Origin of the sequence: Bradyrhizobium sp. SEMIA (assembly GCF_014844175.1) — a bacterium.
GTDB classification, from domain to species: domain Bacteria; phylum Pseudomonadota; class Alphaproteobacteria; order Rhizobiales; family Xanthobacteraceae; genus Bradyrhizobium; species Bradyrhizobium arachidis.
In genome coordinates, this window is record NZ_CP046601.1 from 1,264,564 (window position 1) to 1,279,010 (window position 14,447).

Sequence of the window (14,447 nt, forward strand, 5' to 3'; positions counted from 1 at the left end):
CACCACTTCCATCCACCATCACGAAAGACGTGGGCACGGCGCGATGCGCCTTTGCCCACCCCAGGAGATCTCGCTTGGAGCGCTCACGCGTCCTTGTGCGCGCCGGGATGGATCAGGATGTCGCGCGCGGCGGCGAGGTCGATGAAGGCCTCGGTGCTGCCGCCCTGGTCGGGATGCATGCCCTTGGCGGCGCGGCGATAGGCCTGGTTGATGTCATCGCAGGTGAGCTGCACCGCGAGCGGCAGGCCGAGCATCTTGCGGGCACGATCCTCGCTGGAGAGTTTTTTCGGCGCGGCGTTGCGGCGGCCGAAGCGCGGCGCAGCGAGATCATGGACCACATCGAGGACCACAGCGAGGCGGCGCTGGGCCGCCAGCGTGACGCTGTGATCGTCATTGTCCACGGCCTGGCGCAGCACCGGAAGCGCCTGCTCGGCCGCCTGCCGCAGCATCGGTTCGGTGCTCATCCGCGCGATCTCGGCGACGAGCCGGCCCGCCTCGGCGAAGTCGGCCGACGGTGCCGCGCGCAGGCGTTCGAGAGCGAGTTTCCAGGAGTCCAGCCGTTCCATCATGCGCGCAACGTTTAGCAATGAAGATCAGTATGCCAAGGCCGCCGTTTCCGACCCCTTAATTTCGAGTTAGCCTTTCGTGAAACTTCGAAAAGAAATCGGGAGGAAATTGTCATGGCATTGCTCGCAAACCACATCGCCGTCGTCACGGGCGCCGGCTCCGGCATCGGCCGGGCGATCGCGGCCGGCTACGCCCGCGAGGGCGCGCAGGTGGTTCTGCTCGACGTCAATTCCGACACGGTCGCTGAAGCCGCCCAGGAGATCCGCAAGGCTGGCGGCAAGGCCGAGAGCTTTGCGCTCGACGTGACCCGGCGCGAGGACTGCTTTGCGCTGGCGAAGCAAGTGGCCGACAAGGTCGGACAGGTCTCGATCCTCGTCAACAATGCCGGCATCACCCGCCGCAACGCCTTCACCGCCGAGATTGAGACGGTGGCTAAGGACTGGAACGACATCATCTCGCTCAACCTCAACGGCGTCTTCAACATGACGCAGGCCTTCCTTAGCCCCCTGCGCGCGAGCAAAGGCCGCATCGTCAATATCGGCTCGATCCAGTCCTTCGTGCATCTGCGCACGCCGAGCTCGGCGGCGTACACCACCTCGAAGCATGGCGTGCTCGGCTTCACCAAGGCGCTCGCAGTCGAGCTCGGCAAGGAAGGCGTGCGCGTCAACGCGATCGGGCCCGGCTTCATCGAAACCAACATCAACGCCAATGTACGCGCGACCAATCCGGCGCTGGTGCAGGCCTTCGTCGATCACACCCCGCTCGCGCGCACCGGCAAGCCCGAGGACATCGTCGGCCCCGCGATCTTCCTCGCCTCTGATCTGTCGGCCTACGTCACCGGCACGATCGTGATGGTGGACGGCGGGTATCGTACGGTGTGAGGCGCGACGCTCCATCCACTTGCTCGTGTCATCGCCCGCGCAGGCGGGCGATCCAGTACGCCGCGGCCCCTCGTGGGACGCGTCTCGGAATACTGGATGCCCCGCCTTCGCGGGGCATGACAGTGAACATGTCGCGCGAGATCGTCCCGCATCACTATGCATCTCGTGCCAATCGCGGCCGCATCGCGGCATTCCTGAGGTCATCTGGTGCGATCGGGTTTGGTTAACCTTTCATTAACCAAACCCGCCCACCGTGGTTCTACGGCTTGGGGGTCGTTTGTTCTCGATCCGCTTCCAGCGAAGGAAGCGGGCGTTGATCGGGGTGTGTTGATGACCACTGTTCATGTCGCGGCGCCGCAGGACGCACAATTCCTCGCTCCCAACCAGATCGTTCCGCTGCTGATCGGCGCGACCGTCGACGAGGTCGAGCGCGAGCTCGTGCTTCAGACGCTCGCGCGCTGCGACGGCAATCGCACGCGCGCGGCGCGTGTGCTCGGCCTGTCGGTGCGCACGTTGCGCAACAAGATCAGGATCTATGCGGCGTCCGGCATCGAGGTGCCCGCGTATCACGATTAGTGCGCGCGCGGCCATGCGAGGCGGATCATTCCGCCGCCGAGAACCGCAAGCGCGATGACGGAGACCGCGGCCGCGATCAGCTCGATGGCGCGGAGCACGAAGGCCGTCATGACGGCCCATGACGATTGCGGCTCCTCGGCAAAGGCGATCGGCACGACGTCGGGCACCAGCAGATAGGCAAGGCCGAGCGCCGCCGCAAAGGTCGCGGTGGACAGGCAGAATATCTTCCAGGCTGCGCGCATCGGCTGCTCCTCGCGAGCTTGTCTCCGCGTGCCATTCAATGGCACGGCATCCCATGGCGCCGATTGATGTTGATCAAGCCCGCTGCGAGGCGCGGGCGGAATTGCTGCTGTCGTCAAACGCCGCTAAGTAGCTTGCTTCCGCAGAGGGGAGTAGTGGCGTGGCAGACGAACAGGGCCGGCAAGGACGACAGGGGCCTCAGGGCCGGCAGGGCGAGCCGGGACGGCCGGGACCGCAGGGTCACCCGGGGGGAAGCGCAGGAGGCGGCCGAGCGCGCCGCGCTGGAAGCCGCCGTGCAGGAGACTGACGAGACGCACGGCGAGGACGATGACGACGATGACGACGATCACAAGAAAAAGAAGAAAAAGAAGAAGCACGGCCACTAAGACCGGCGGGCGAATCTAGTCCGTCCGATCCTCACGTCGCGACAGCATGCCCATGCGCTCGAACTGCCAGCGCATGGCCCGGTACCAGAGATAGCCGACCGCCGCGCCGCACAAAGCGAGGATGACGACGTTCGCGCTCGAGAACGAGCCGCTCCACCACATCATCCACGCGGTCCACAGCAGCGTGAAGATGATGGCACCTGCTTTCAGCGGAAGAAGGGGGCGGCTCATGATCGTGCTCCGGGCTGTCAAAACCCCGGCAGACATCGTCGCAGCTTGAGGCGCCTCCGACCGTGAGCCAGATCACGGAACGGCTCAGCCGAAGCGCAGCCGCGAGCGCTCCTTCGCCCTCTCCGCCTCGATCTCGCGGTCGCGCGCCGGCGCATGGGTGTGCAGCGAGGCCAGGAGTTTTCGCGCGGCTTCCGAGACCTCCGCCACCGCGCGCTCGAACACCTCCTCATTGGCCTGCGACGGCTTGTTGAAGCCGGACAATTTGCGCACGAACTGGAGCGCGCTGGCATGGATCTCGTCCTCCGTCGCCGGTGGCTCGAAGTTGAACAGCGTCTTGATGTTGCGGCACATGCAATCTCTCCCGGGGTTTCCATAAGGACGATCGGCGCAGACGAAATCCTACATCGTCAAGCGCAGTTCTGCTAAGTTCCGCAGCAATGCGGCCGCCGATGACGAGCCGCCACGGGGAGAGAAACATGAAGGCGTCTTCGGCCGCGCTGTCGGCTATCCTGCTGTCGATTTCAACGTCGGTCATGGCCGCCGATTATCCGGCGCCGAAGCAGGGCGACTGGATCGCCAGGGATTTCAAGTTCCACACCGGCGAGACGATGCCGGAGCTGAAGCTGCACTACACCACGGTCGGTGAGCCCAGCGGCCAGCCAGTGCTGGTACTGCACGGCTCGGGCGGATCAGCGGCGAGCATGCTGACGCCTGCTTTTGCCGGCGAACTGTTCGGCCCAGGCCAGCCGCTCGACGCCGCCAAATACTACATCATCATTCCCGACGGCATCGGCCACGGCAAATCGTCAAAGCCGTCCGACGGCATGAAGACGGGCTTTCCGAAATACGATTACGACGACATGGTCGAGGCGCAGTATCGCCTCGTGACCGAAGGGCTCGGCGTCAAGCATCTGCGGCTCGTCATCGGCAATTCGATGGGCGGCATGCACACCTGGCTGTGGGGCGAGAAATATCCGAAGGCGATGGATGCGCTGATCCCGATGGCCTCGCAGCCGACCGAGATGGCCTCGCGCAACTGGATGATGCGACGGATCATGCTCGACACCATCCGCAACGATCCCGACTACAACGGCGGCAACTACACCAGCCAGCCGCGCATGATGAAATACGCCATCACCGCCTACGGCATCGCCAGCATCGGCGGCACGCTCGCCTATCAGCAACAGGCGCCGACCGCGGCCAGGGCCGACAAGATCGTCGACGACCGCCTGGCCACGCCGATCACGGCTGATGCCAACGACTTCGTCTACCAGTGGGAAGCCTCGCACGACTACAATGCCGGCGAGAAGCTGGAGGCGATCGAGGCCTCGCTGCTGCTGATCAACTCCGCCGACGACGAGCGCAACCCGCCCGAGACGGGCATTACGGACGCTGCGATGAAGCGGGTCAAGAACGGAAAGCAGTATCTCATTCCCGCGAGCACGGAGACGCGCGGCCACGGCACCACGGGCAGCGCAAAATTCTACAGCGAGCAGATCAAGCAATTGCTGCAAACCGCGCCGCAGCGGACGATGTGAGACGAGCAGCTGGACAGCATGTCGAAGGCTCGCTTTCGCAAGGCTGCACTGGCGCTCCCCGGCGTCATCGAGGGCGCACATCACGGCCATGCCGACTTTCGCGCCGGCAAGCGCGTGTTCGCGACCCTGGGCTACCCCGATGACACATGGGGCATGGTGAAGCTCACGCCGGACCAGCAGGCCGTGCTCGTCGACGCGGAACCGGAGATGTTTCGTCCGGTGCCCGGCGCCTGGGGCAGGAGCGGCAGCACGAATGTGAAACTGGCGAAGATCGATCCGGTGACGCTGCGAAGCGCGCTCGAGATGGCCTGGCGCAATGTCGCGCCGAAATCGCTGCTCGCATCGCTCGAGACGCGATAGCGAAGATCATATCGCAACGCATCATGTGCGCCGCCTCTCGCGCCGCATATTATTTGAGCATGCAATGCGCTGACAGCTCGGGCTTAATCGCGCCAACGATACGAATCGAAACGCGACGGAGGATCGCATGCACAGGCTCACGCTGTGCGTTTGGCTGGCCGCGACGACGAGCACCGCCTTTGCGTTCGACAACGGTCAGTACGATCACGTCCCGCCCGACATCCGCGCCTGGTTCAAGAGCGTGATTGCGCCGAACGGCGTGCCGTGCTGCGACATCTCGGATGGCCATCGCACCGACTACGATGTGCGCGGCGGCGCCTATTGGGTGCCGATCGAAGGACATTGGATGGAGGTGCCCGAGCGCGCCGTCATCCGCGATCGCGGCAATCCGGTTGGACAAGCCGTGGTGTGGTACGTCCATCACCGCGGCGCTATCATCATCAGCTGCTTCGTGCCGGCGGATGCGGTCTAATGCCTCGTGGTATTTCCATTGGCCGGAGGCGGCGCGATCGGCTAGTTTGACGCCAAGCTGATGTGGAGGCACGCCGTTGACCGATCTTTGCGCCGAAGACCTCGCCACCATCTATGCCAAGCCGAGCCCGCGCGTGATCGCGAAGGCGCGTCCCGCGATCGATGCGCATGCGAAAAAGTTCATCGAGATGTCGCCGTTCTGCGTGTTGGCAACGTCGGGCGCTGACGGCAGCGTCGATGCCTCGCCGCGCGGCGGCAGCGTCGGCTTCGTCCACGTCGCCGGGCCCAATCAATTGCTGATGCCCGATCGCTCCGGCAACAACCGGATCGACAGCTTTCGCAACGTCGTCGAAGGCTCGGGTTTCGTGCACCTGTTGTTCTTCGTGCCTGGGATCGACGAGACGCTGCGCGTCGGCGGCCGCGGCACGCTGTCGGCCGATCCGGATCTGCTCGCATCCATGGTGGAATTCGGCAAGCCGCCGCGCGCGGTGCTGAACGTTGCGGTCAGCGAAGTCTACTTCCACTGCGGCAAGGCGCTGATGCGCTCAAAGCTGTGGTCGCCGGAGAAGGTGCAGCGCTCGGTGATGCCGAGCATCGGCGAGGTCATTCACGACCAGACCGGCCTCGGCGAACCGGAGAGCCAGGAGATCGTGGAAGCGCGCTACAAGACGCAGTTGTAGGCGGCCGCCGCAATCACGGTGTCGTCCCGGACAAGCGAAGCGCGATCCGGGACCCATAACCACAGGGAGTGGTTTGGCGAAGACTCGTGGTGACCTGCTCGCGCCACACTACTCCCTGTGGTTATGGGTCCCTGCTTTCGCAGGGACGACATCGGAGTGTGTGGTAGACGCCGGAGCTTAATGCCCCTCGCCCTCGAGCCCGCCGACGTGCTTCTGGGTGTAGAGCTCGAGGCCGATGCGGCCGATCAGGTCGAGCTGAGTCTCGAGGAAGTCGATGTGGTGCTCCTCATCGCTCATCAGCTTCTCGAACAGGTCGCGCGTGACGTAGTCCTTGACGCCGTGGCAGTAGGTCGCCGCTTCCTGGTAGAGCGCGCGGGCGCTCATCTCGGCAGCGAGGTCGCACTCGATGATCTCCTTGACGTTCTGGCCGATGCGCAGGGGATCGAGCACCTGCATATTCGGGAAGCCGTCGAAGAACAGGATGCGCGCGGTGAGCTTGTCGGCGTGCTCCATCTCCTCGATGGACTCCTTGCGCCAGACCTTGGCCATGTCGAGGAGGCCCCAATTGTCGAGGAAGCGGTAGTGCAGCCAGTACTGGTTGATCGCAGTTAGCTCGTGACGCAGCGCCTTGTTGAGATAGTCGATGACTTTTGCGTCGCCCTGCATGGTTCACTCCAGCTCTTGCAGTCCAAATCGGCCCTAAACCGAATTTAGAATGCTTCTAAGTCAGTTTATGGATGAGGGCAACCGGCTACGGGGACGCAGCCGGGGAAAAGCTCAGCCGGGATTGCGGAAGTTTTCAGCAGGCAGCTAAAGCGAACTCGGCGGGCTCGGCCGTCTCGTCATTGGCGGCCACCGTGTGGCTGTGCGGGCAGCCGGAGCAGCAGGACTTGGCGCAGGGGCCGAGGGCTTCATCGATGATGGTCTTGATCGTGCGCGCGCAGCGGCCGCATTCGGCACTGCAACCGAGGCATCCATAGACCTGCTTGGCATGACGCACGGCATCGTCGGACTCGGCGACGGCGGCGCGGATGTCATCATCGCTCAGCACGTTACAGGAACAAACGATCATGGAAGCGGTAGGCCCTTCGGTGATGCGTCATCATCGATATTTAACGGGCCGTCCGGATGCAAAGGGAAAAACCGGTATTTGAAGCTATTCCAAACTAGCCCGGAAACAGCCTAGAACGGCTCTAAAATACGGTATTGCGGTGGATCAAGATCAGTTGCCGCCACCGCCTCCACCACCATCGCCGCCGCCTCCGCAATCCCCGCCACTGCTGCCGCCATCGCTGCTCGAACAGCTGCCGCTGTCGCTCGAGCCTGACGAGCTGTCGCTGGAAAACCAGCTCCCCAGCGAGAAGCCGTCGCTCGATCCCGAATAGGTGTCGCCGCCGCCACTGCCGCCATCCGTGCCGGCCGCTGCGCGCGAACGCCGGCCCCGGTTCTGCAGATGGCTGATCCAGCCGTAACCGATCGCAAAGATGACCCCGGCAGCAATCAAGGCATTGATCATCGCATTACCCATCATCGCCTCCTTGGCGAACCTGCGATCCGTATTTAATTGGTCGCACCCCGCAAAGGTGCCGTTCATCGATCGTTCAAATGGAGTATGGAACTTAGGTCCCAAAGAGTTCCCAGAGTTGAAAGGCCAAGCCTATGAAGAAGTCGCTCCTGGCAGTCGCTGCCGTCGCCACCCTGGCCCTGACGGCCGGAACACCCGCCCATGCGCAGCGCGGCGTTGCCGCGGGCGTGGCGGCGGGGATCATCGGCGGCGCCATTGTGGGGGGCGCGCTGGCGTCTCCGTATTATTACGGACCAGGCCCCGGCTATTATGAACCGGGCTATTACCCGCCCCGCTACTACGCGCCGGGTCCGGGCTATGTCGCCGACGACTATTACGGCGGCGGCTGCGTCTGGCAGAAGCAGCGCTTCTGGGACGGCTACGCCTGGCGCGTCCGCCGCGTCCGAGTCTGCGGCTAAGGCGACTTGAGCTGCGTGTGGCCCGGTTCACAACGGACACGGCGTTCATCTCGGGGCCCGAAAAAGACCGCTTTTTCTCGTCACAGCTCCGTGTGCGTTTACCGTGGATTGACCATTTGCGCGCTTCCTAGCTGCAAGACCAATTCCATCAGAGTGTGCGTGAACCTTTGAAACCCGGGCGCCTCTAACAAGAGGAACCCATCTCCCAGGAGAGCCAAGAGCATGAAGAAGACTTTAGTTGCCGCCCTCACGGTTGCGACGGTTGCCGGTTCGCTGGTGACCGCCACTCCGCCCGCCAAAGCCGGTGACGGCGTCGCGCCGGCATCGCAGCCGGCCTGATCGGCGGCGCGATCGTCGGCGGCGCCATCGCGTCGAGCCGTCCGGCCTATGGTGGTCCGGTCTACCGTCGCCCGACGCCCGGCCCGCCGCCCCCGCCCTGCTACTGGCAGCGCCAACGCTATTGGGACGGCTACGGTTGGGTCGTCCGCCCGGTTCGCGTTTGCTACTGATCTGATCGCAAGGCGCTGATGAGCGCCGCGATCGAAGCCCGGCCGAGACCATCGGCCGGGCTTTTTCTTTTGGCCGCCGCGCTATCGCGCCGCCTGGATCGAGCGCAGCACCTCTTCGCTCGGCCAGCAATCGACCTTCAGGCCCGCCGACTTCTGGTAGGCGCCGAGCGCGGCGCGCGTCTGCATGCCGGCCTTGCCGTCGATCTTGTCCTTGTAGAGTCCGATGCGCGTCAGCCCGCGCTGCATCGTCTCGACATCCTTGGTGCGCAGCTGTTTCGAGGCGGCCCATGGCGTTGCGAACGGCAGCGGGCTCGTCATGCGGTCGCTGAGATGGCCGACGAACAGCACGTAGAGGTCGGAGAAATTGTATTCCTTGATGACGAAGTAGTTCTTCGTGGTCAGGAACGACGGACCGTAGATGCCTTCCGGCTGGAGCAGCGACGCCGGCTGCGCCTGCTCGGCAGCGCTGAGCTTCTGCCCGCGCACCGGAACAAAGCCTTCACGCAGCCACTGTCCGATCGGCTTCGTCACCTCCGGCACGCCGGTGATGCAATCGACTTTTGCGGGTGCTTGCACCTCGTAGGCCCAGCGCACGCCACTCTCCCAGCCCTTGTTGACGAGTTGCTGTGCGGCCGAGGCCAGCGCATCCGGGACCGAGTGCCAGATGTCAATGCGGCCGTCGCCGTCGAAGTCGACGCCGTGGTTGTAATATTCGGACGGCAGGAATTGCGTCAGCCCGGTCGCTCCGGCCCAGGACGAGCGCATGTCCTTGCGCGTCACCACGCCCTCGCCCAGGATCTTCAGCGAGAGGATGAACTCGTTGCGGTAGGTGTCCTTGCGACGGCCGACATAGGCCTGCGTCGCCAGCACCCGGACGAGATCGTAAGGCAGCGTGTAGCGGCCGTAATCGGTCTCGCGTCCCCAGATCGCGAGCATCACGGTGGCGGGCACACCTGACTTCTTCTCGATCTCGGTCAGTTGCGGACGATATTTCTGCAGCAGCCGCTGCCCCTCGCCCGCAAGCCGCGCAATCGAAGCTTCCTTGACGTAGTCGGCAGGCACCTGCACGAACTCGGCCTGCGACGGCGCGCCGGTCGCGGGCGGCCCGGCAGGATCAGATCGGGCAGCTTGTAGTCAGGCTCGAGCCCGCGCGTCTGCTGATCGAACGTCGCGCGCGACACGCCGGCGGCCTGCGCCTCCGGCCAGAGCGAAGTGATGAACTGCGTGAAGGCCGCGTCGGCGGCACGGGCGGGCGACCAGGTGCAGGTGACCGCGATCACCGCAGCGATGAGCGCCCTCCGCATCATGCCGCCATCACCGCGTCAGCTTCTTGTACTTCACGCGATGCGGAATGATGCTGTCCTGGCCGAGCCGGCGCATCTTGTCCTTCTCGTAGTCCTGGAAGTTGCCTTCGAACCATTCGACATGGCTGTCGCCTTCGAAGGCCAGGATGTGGGTCGCGATACGGTCGAGGAACCAGCGATCGTGGCTGATGATGACGGCGCAGCCGGCGAAATCCTCCAGCGCCTCTTCGAGCGCACGCAGCGTGTCGACGTCGAGATCGTTGGTCGGCTCGTCGAGCAGCAGGACGTTGGCGCCGGACTTCAGCATCTTGGCGAGATGGACACGGTTGCGTTCACCGCCGGAGAGCGCGCCGACCTTCTTCTGCTGGTCGGCGCCCTTGAAGTTGAACGACGAGCAATAGCCGCGCGAGTTCACTTCCTTCTTGCCGAGCAGGATCAGCTCGTTGCCGCCGGAGATTTCCTCCCACACGGTCTTCTTGCCGTCGAGCGCATCGCGCGACTGGTCGACATAGCCGAGATGCACGGTCTCGCCGACCGTGATCGTGCCCTTGTCCGGCGTTTCCTGCTTGGTGATCATCTTGAACAGCGTGGTCTTGCCGGCGCCGTTGGCGCCGATCACGCCGACGATGCCGCCGGGCGGCAGCTTGAAGGTGAGATCGTCGATCAGCAGGCGATCGCCATAGCCTTTGCTGAGCGTTTCGAAGTCGACCACGTTGGCGCCGAGCCGCTCGGCGACCGGGATGATGATCTGCGCGGTCTGGGTCTGCTTCTCGCTCGCCTGCTTGAGCAGCTCCTCATAGCGCTGATAGCGCGCCTTCGACTTGGCCTGGCGTGCCTTCGGCGAGGACGCGACCCACTCCTGCTCGCGGGCCAGCGTCTTCTGATGCGCGGCCTCCTCGCGGCCTTCCTGCTCGAGGCGCTTCTGCTTCTGCACCAGCCAGGACGAGTAGTTGCCCTCGTAGGGAATGCCGCGGCCGCGATCGAGCTCGAGTATCCACCCGGTGACGTTGTCGAGGAAGTAGCGGTCGTGGGTCACGATCAGGATCGCGCCGGGATAGTTGCGGAGGTGACCTTCGAGCCAAGACACGGATTCAGCGTCGAGATGGTTGGTCGGCTCGTCGAGCAGCAAAAGCTCGGGCTGGTCGAGCAAAAGGCGGCACAGCGCGACGCGGCGGCGTTCACCGCCGGAGAGTTTCGTGACGTCGGCATCGTCGGGCGGGCAGCGCAGCGCGTCCATGGCCTGGTCGACCTTGCTGTCGAGATCCCACAGGCCCTGGGCCTCGATCTCGTCCTGCAGCTTGGTCATCTCGTCGGCGGTCTCGTCCGAATAGTTGACGGCGAGCTCGTTGTAGCGGTCGAGGATCGCCTTCTGCTTGGCGACGCCCTGCATGACGTTCTCGCGCACCGATAGCGCCGGATCGAGGTGCGGTTCTTGCTCGAGATAGCCGACACGGGCGCCCTCGGCGACCCAGGCCTCGCCGGTATATTCCTTGTCGAGGCCGGCCATGATCTTGAGCAGCGTCGACTTGCCCGAGCCGTTGACGCCGAGCACGCCGATCTTGGCGTCCGGGTAGAAGCTCAGATGGATGTTATCGAGCACCTTCCGGGTCGGGTAGCTCTTGGTCAGGCCCTGCATGAAATAGATGAACTGGCGCGCCATCGGTCCCGTGAAACCTTCAATTTGAGGAGATTTGCTTAGCCGCCGATGTAACGATCCCGCCCCCAAAGGGCAACGTTTTCCCTCCGTTCACCACGGATGAATACGGTCCGGACACCATCCGGACGCAGATCCGGACAATTGAAACCATTTTTTAATAAAGCAGGCCAAAGCTCGGTTTCGCGCGGAAACAGCGCCACCCGCTCAGAATGAGTGGGGAGAACAGCGAGACAGCGTCATGGCCCTGATCGAAACCCATTCTCTTCCTGTTCCGGCAGAAGTCGGGCCCGTCTCCGGCGTCGTGTCGGAGATCAAGGGCTTCTGGAAGCGCTTCCTCGCCACCGCCTTCAACCCCTACCGGCCCGAGCTGCACTATATGCGCGGCCCCGGCCCCGCCTGGCGCGCCAAGCATGGCATCGATGCGCCGATCCGGCTGAAGCCCCGCGACCTCTAAGCGCCTCCCTCCTATGGCATTTTTGAAGACGCAAGCTGCTTGCGCGCGAGGCTGATTGCGCGCAACCATGGCCCGGTTCCGACGATGGCGCCCATCGCCCAGCGCCGTCCCCTCTCGCCATGGATGAAGCTGATGAGCCGGCTGCGCTGCGCAATTCTCGACGACTATTTCAACCTCGCCCTCGACGTCGCCGACTGGCAGAGATTGTCGGATCGCGTCGACGTCACCGTGTTCAGCCATCCCTTTGCTTCGGAGCAGGCCGCGGCCAGCGCGCTCGCGGACTTCGAGATCATCTGCGCGATGCGCGAGCGCACTGCGTTCCCCAAGAGCCTGTTCGACAGCTTGCCGAAGCTGAAGCTGTTGCTCACCTCGGGCATGCGCAATGCTTCGATCGACATGGAGGCCGCGAAAGCGCGCGGTGTCATCATCGGCGGTACGCAATATTCACGCGATCCGACCGCGCCGCTCACCATGGGCCTGATCCTGGAGCTGACCCGCGGCATCGGCCGCGAGAATGCGCGGATGCATGCGGGTGAGCCCTGGCAGACTTTTGCCGGCGTCGAGATCGAGGGGATGACGCTCGGCGTCGTCGGGCTCGGCAAGCTCGGCACCAAGATGGCGGGGATTGCGAAGGCGTTCGGCATGAACGTGATCGCGTGGAGCCCGAACCTGACGCCGGAGAAATGCGCGGCGGCCGGCGTCGGCTACGCCACCAAGGAGGAGCTGTTCGCCAAGGCCGACATCGTCACCATCCATGTGGTGCTGAGCGAGCGCTCGCGCGGCCTCGTCGGCCGTGCCGACCTCGCGCGGATGAAGCCGACGGCCTTCCTGGTCAACACCGCGCGCGGACCCATTGTCGATGAGGCGGCGCTGCTCGAGGCCTTGCAGCAGAAGAAGATCGCGGGCGCCGGCATCGATGTCTTCTCGGTCGAGCCGCTCCCGGTCGACCATCCCTTCCGCAAGCTCGACAATCTCGTGCTGACGCCGCATCTCGGCTACGCGACCGAGGATGGCCTGCGCATTCATTACGGTCAGATGGTCGAGGCGATCGACACCTTCACCAAGGGCGGCGACCTGCCGCGCAAGTTGGCCTGAAACGAAAAGGGCGTGCCGTTTGGCACGCCCTTTCGCGACTTGAACTGGTTCGAAGCGCTTAGCGCACGGTGACCGGCGCGGGCAGCGGCGGCACCACCGTCGGCTGCGTGCCGGGGACCGGGCCCGCCTGGGCAGACACAGGAGCGGGCGCAGGCGCAGCGGACGCAGTCGCCGTTCCCGGCGCCGGACCACCCGGCATCACCACCACGCGAGTGCCGACCTTGACACGGTCGAACAGGTCCGAGACGTCCTCGTTCAGCATGCCGATACATCCCGACGACACGAACTTGCCGATCGTCGAGGGCTGGTTGGTGCCGTGGATGCGGTAGACGGTCGAGCCGAGATACATCGCGCGGGCGCCGAGCGGATTGCCGGGGCCACCGGCCATGAAGCGCGGCAGATAGGGCTGGCGCTCGATCATTTCCGTCGGCGGATGCCAATCCGGCCACTCCGCCTTGCGGGTGATCTTCTGCACGCCGGTCCAGGTGAAGCCGTCGCGGCCGACGCGGACGCCGTAGCGGATCGCGCGGCCGCCGCCGAGCACGTAATAGAGATAGGTGTTGGGCGTATCGACCACGAGTGTGCCGGCCGGCTCCTTGGTCTGGAACGCGACCTCCTGGCGACGCAGGTTCGGCGCCAGTTGCGCTGGCGCAGCATCGGGCTGCTCCTCCGGCGGCAGCGAAGCGACCGTCATCGGCCGGCCATCGGCGCCGACCGGCGGCTGGCCAGCCTGAACCGTTCCCGTCGCGGCGGGGCCACCAACGGCCTCCGGCGGACGCAGGCCGTCATGGCGGGCGCCTGGCCCGGACGGTCGGCATAGATCGACCGGCGGCGGCCGGCGGGGCGGCCGTAGCGGGGATCGTCGGGCGACATTACCGGGCCTGCGGCCGCCAGCCGGGCGGCCATAGCGCGGATCGTCTGGCGACATGATCGGACCGCCGGGGCCGGGCGGCGGCAGCGAGGCCTGCGGCACCGCGTCGTCGTCTTCGTCCAGCGCGTCGAAATTCGGGGTACGGTCGCCGGGCCGATATTGGGCCGGGGCGCCATAGCTCGGCGCCTGCTGGACCGGATAGCTCTGAGCCTGCGCGCGCGAGGTTCCCGCCGCAGCGACTGTTGCGGCAGCGCATATCGTCAGAAAGTGTTTGATCATCATCGCTCTTGTATAGCCCCCGGGCCCCGTCCGAGCCGTTAACGGCCAGATGACCGAAGATCGCGGCACATTCAAGACATATCAGGGTTATCTGCGCCGGATTTGCCGATTTGTGATCCGCAAGAGCACCGTTGCCCCGTTGCATCACGGGCGGGAAATCGCATCGCGCCGTAAATTGCCGGAGTCTTCCGCCCCGAATTTTAGGGAACGGCGCGGAGGCGTTGCGATATGGTCGAATCAGCCTGATTCGCCATTGCTTTGAGCTCCGATCCCCGCGTGGCGAACGCGGCAATCAGTACCGTCACCGCGTTCAGATGGCTCATGGGCCCCGGCACCGCCGTCGGGGCGGAAATTCGCAACCCGTC

Annotated in this window: 18 protein-coding genes and 3 pseudogenes; 11 read left to right on the forward strand and 10 right to left on the reverse strand. The window is 64.6% G+C overall.

Annotation, left to right across the window (positions count from 1 at the left end; genetic code table 11):
• Positions 1 to 83 precede the first annotated feature (83 nt).
• Positions 84 to 569 (reverse strand): molecular chaperone DnaJ, encoded by a 486-nt coding sequence (locus FOM02_RS06070; RefSeq protein ID WP_027560704.1) that lies wholly within the window; start codon positions 567 to 569, stop codon positions 84 to 86.
• A 111-nt stretch (positions 570 to 680) separates the two neighbouring features.
• On the opposite strand from FOM02_RS06070, the gene FOM02_RS06075 reads away from it, so the two are divergent.
• Both FOM02_RS06075 and FOM02_RS06080 read left to right on the forward strand, forming a co-directional pair.
• On the forward strand, positions 681 to 1,448 hold the full coding sequence (locus tag FOM02_RS06075) for an SDR family NAD(P)-dependent oxidoreductase (RefSeq protein ID WP_027560705.1): 768 nt from the start codon (positions 681 to 683) through the stop codon (positions 1,446 to 1,448).
• A gap of 330 nt (positions 1,449 to 1,778) precedes the next feature.
• On the forward strand, positions 1,779 to 2,024 hold the full coding sequence (locus FOM02_RS06080; protein WP_027560706.1) for a helix-turn-helix domain-containing protein: 246 nt from the start codon (positions 1,779 to 1,781) through the stop codon (positions 2,022 to 2,024).
• Here the strand turns inward: FOM02_RS06080 and FOM02_RS06085 are convergent.
• Positions 2,021 to 2,266, reverse strand: coding sequence for a hypothetical protein (locus FOM02_RS06085; protein WP_027560707.1), 246 nt, complete (start codon positions 2,264 to 2,266; stop codon positions 2,021 to 2,023). The genes FOM02_RS06080 and FOM02_RS06085 overlap by 4 nt on opposite strands.
• A 153-nt stretch (positions 2,267 to 2,419) precedes the next feature.
• On the opposite strand from FOM02_RS06085, the gene FOM02_RS06090 reads away from it, so the two are divergent.
• Complete coding sequence (locus FOM02_RS06090; protein WP_265441501.1) at positions 2,420 to 2,650, forward strand: hypothetical protein; 231 nt, start codon at positions 2,420 to 2,422, stop codon at positions 2,648 to 2,650.
• A 15-nt stretch (positions 2,651 to 2,665) separates the two neighbouring features.
• Here FOM02_RS06090 and FOM02_RS06095 read toward each other — a convergent pair whose 3' ends face one another.
• Positions 2,666 to 2,881 carry a hypothetical protein gene (locus FOM02_RS06095; RefSeq protein ID WP_027560709.1) on the reverse strand — a complete coding sequence of 72 codons (216 nt, stop codon included), beginning with the start codon at positions 2,879 to 2,881 and terminating at the stop codon, positions 2,666 to 2,668.
• Between the two features lie 84 nt (positions 2,882 to 2,965).
• On the reverse strand, positions 2,966 to 3,232 hold the full coding sequence (locus FOM02_RS06100) for a DUF2277 domain-containing protein (protein WP_027560710.1): 267 nt from the start codon (positions 3,230 to 3,232) through the stop codon (positions 2,966 to 2,968).
• Between the two features lie 125 nt (positions 3,233 to 3,357).
• On the opposite strand from FOM02_RS06100, the gene FOM02_RS06105 reads away from it, so the two are divergent.
• From FOM02_RS06105 to FOM02_RS06120, 4 genes are all read left to right on the forward strand, one after another.
• On the forward strand, positions 3,358 to 4,419 hold the full coding sequence (locus FOM02_RS06105; protein ID WP_027560711.1) for an alpha/beta fold hydrolase: 1,062 nt from the start codon (positions 3,358 to 3,360) through the stop codon (positions 4,417 to 4,419).
• An 18-nt stretch (positions 4,420 to 4,437) separates the two neighbouring features.
• Positions 4,438 to 4,779: an MmcQ/YjbR family DNA-binding protein gene (locus FOM02_RS06110; RefSeq protein ID WP_027560712.1), complete on the forward strand. Its 342-nt coding sequence runs from the start codon at positions 4,438 to 4,440 to the stop codon at positions 4,777 to 4,779.
• A gap of 127 nt (positions 4,780 to 4,906) precedes the next feature.
• Entirely contained in the window at positions 4,907 to 5,251 is a 345-nt protein-coding gene (locus FOM02_RS06115) for a hypothetical protein (RefSeq protein ID WP_027560713.1), read from the forward strand.
• Positions 5,252 to 5,327: 76 nt separating this feature from the next.
• Complete coding sequence (locus FOM02_RS06120) at positions 5,328 to 5,930, forward strand: pyridoxamine 5'-phosphate oxidase family protein (protein ID WP_027560714.1); 603 nt, start codon at positions 5,328 to 5,330, stop codon at positions 5,928 to 5,930.
• Positions 5,931 to 6,107: 177 nt separating this feature from the next.
• Here FOM02_RS06120 and bfr read toward each other — a convergent pair whose 3' ends face one another.
• The 3 genes from bfr to FOM02_RS06135 form a co-directional block, all read right to left on the reverse strand.
• Positions 6,108 to 6,596 carry a bacterioferritin gene (bfr, locus tag FOM02_RS06125; RefSeq protein WP_011089420.1) on the reverse strand — a complete coding sequence of 163 codons (489 nt, stop codon included), beginning with the start codon at positions 6,594 to 6,596 and terminating at the stop codon, positions 6,108 to 6,110.
• A 133-nt stretch (positions 6,597 to 6,729) separates the two neighbouring features.
• A complete protein-coding gene (locus tag FOM02_RS06130) occupies positions 6,730 to 7,002 on the reverse strand; it encodes a (2Fe-2S)-binding protein (RefSeq protein ID WP_027560715.1) in 273 nt (90 codons plus the stop codon).
• Between the two features lie 150 nt (positions 7,003 to 7,152).
• Positions 7,153 to 7,461 carry a hypothetical protein gene (locus tag FOM02_RS06135; RefSeq protein WP_027560716.1) on the reverse strand — a complete coding sequence of 103 codons (309 nt, stop codon included), beginning with the start codon at positions 7,459 to 7,461 and terminating at the stop codon, positions 7,153 to 7,155.
• A gap of 128 nt (positions 7,462 to 7,589) precedes the next feature.
• Here FOM02_RS06135 and FOM02_RS06140 point away from each other — a divergent pair, with 128 nt between their 5' ends.
• Both FOM02_RS06140 and FOM02_RS06145 read left to right on the forward strand, forming a co-directional pair.
• Positions 7,590 to 7,913, forward strand: a complete 324-nt coding sequence (locus tag FOM02_RS06140) for a hypothetical protein (protein WP_027560717.1) — start codon at positions 7,590 to 7,592, stop codon at positions 7,911 to 7,913.
• Between the two features lie 222 nt (positions 7,914 to 8,135).
• Positions 8,136 to 8,422, forward strand: a pseudogene (locus tag FOM02_RS06145) (hypothetical protein).
• 81 nt (positions 8,423 to 8,503) lie between these two features.
• On the opposite strand, the pseudogene FOM02_RS06150 reads toward FOM02_RS06145, so the two are convergent.
• Positions 8,504 to 9,729 (reverse strand): annotated as a pseudogene (locus tag FOM02_RS06150) (lytic murein transglycosylase).
• Positions 9,730 to 9,736: 7 nt separating this feature from the next.
• Positions 9,737 to 11,386, reverse strand: a complete 1,650-nt coding sequence (ettA, locus tag FOM02_RS06155; protein WP_027560720.1) for an energy-dependent translational throttle protein EttA — start codon at positions 11,384 to 11,386, stop codon at positions 9,737 to 9,739.
• A gap of 235 nt (positions 11,387 to 11,621) precedes the next feature.
• Between ettA and FOM02_RS06160 the strand changes: the two genes are divergently transcribed.
• Together FOM02_RS06160 and FOM02_RS06165 are read left to right on the forward strand one after the other, a co-directional pair.
• Positions 11,622 to 11,837 carry a hypothetical protein gene (locus FOM02_RS06160; RefSeq protein WP_027560721.1) on the forward strand — a complete coding sequence of 72 codons (216 nt, stop codon included), beginning with the start codon at positions 11,622 to 11,624 and terminating at the stop codon, positions 11,835 to 11,837.
• 132 nt (positions 11,838 to 11,969) lie between these two features.
• The gene (locus tag FOM02_RS06165; protein WP_027560722.1) at positions 11,970 to 12,932 is read left to right on the forward strand and encodes a D-2-hydroxyacid dehydrogenase family protein; all 963 of its coding nucleotides are present in this window, start codon (positions 11,970 to 11,972) and stop codon (positions 12,930 to 12,932) included.
• Between the two features lie 58 nt (positions 12,933 to 12,990).
• On the opposite strand, the pseudogene FOM02_RS06170 reads toward FOM02_RS06165, so the two are convergent.
• Positions 12,991 to 14,085 (reverse strand): annotated as a pseudogene (locus FOM02_RS06170) (L,D-transpeptidase family protein).
• Between the last annotated feature and the right edge of the window lie 362 nt (positions 14,086 to 14,447).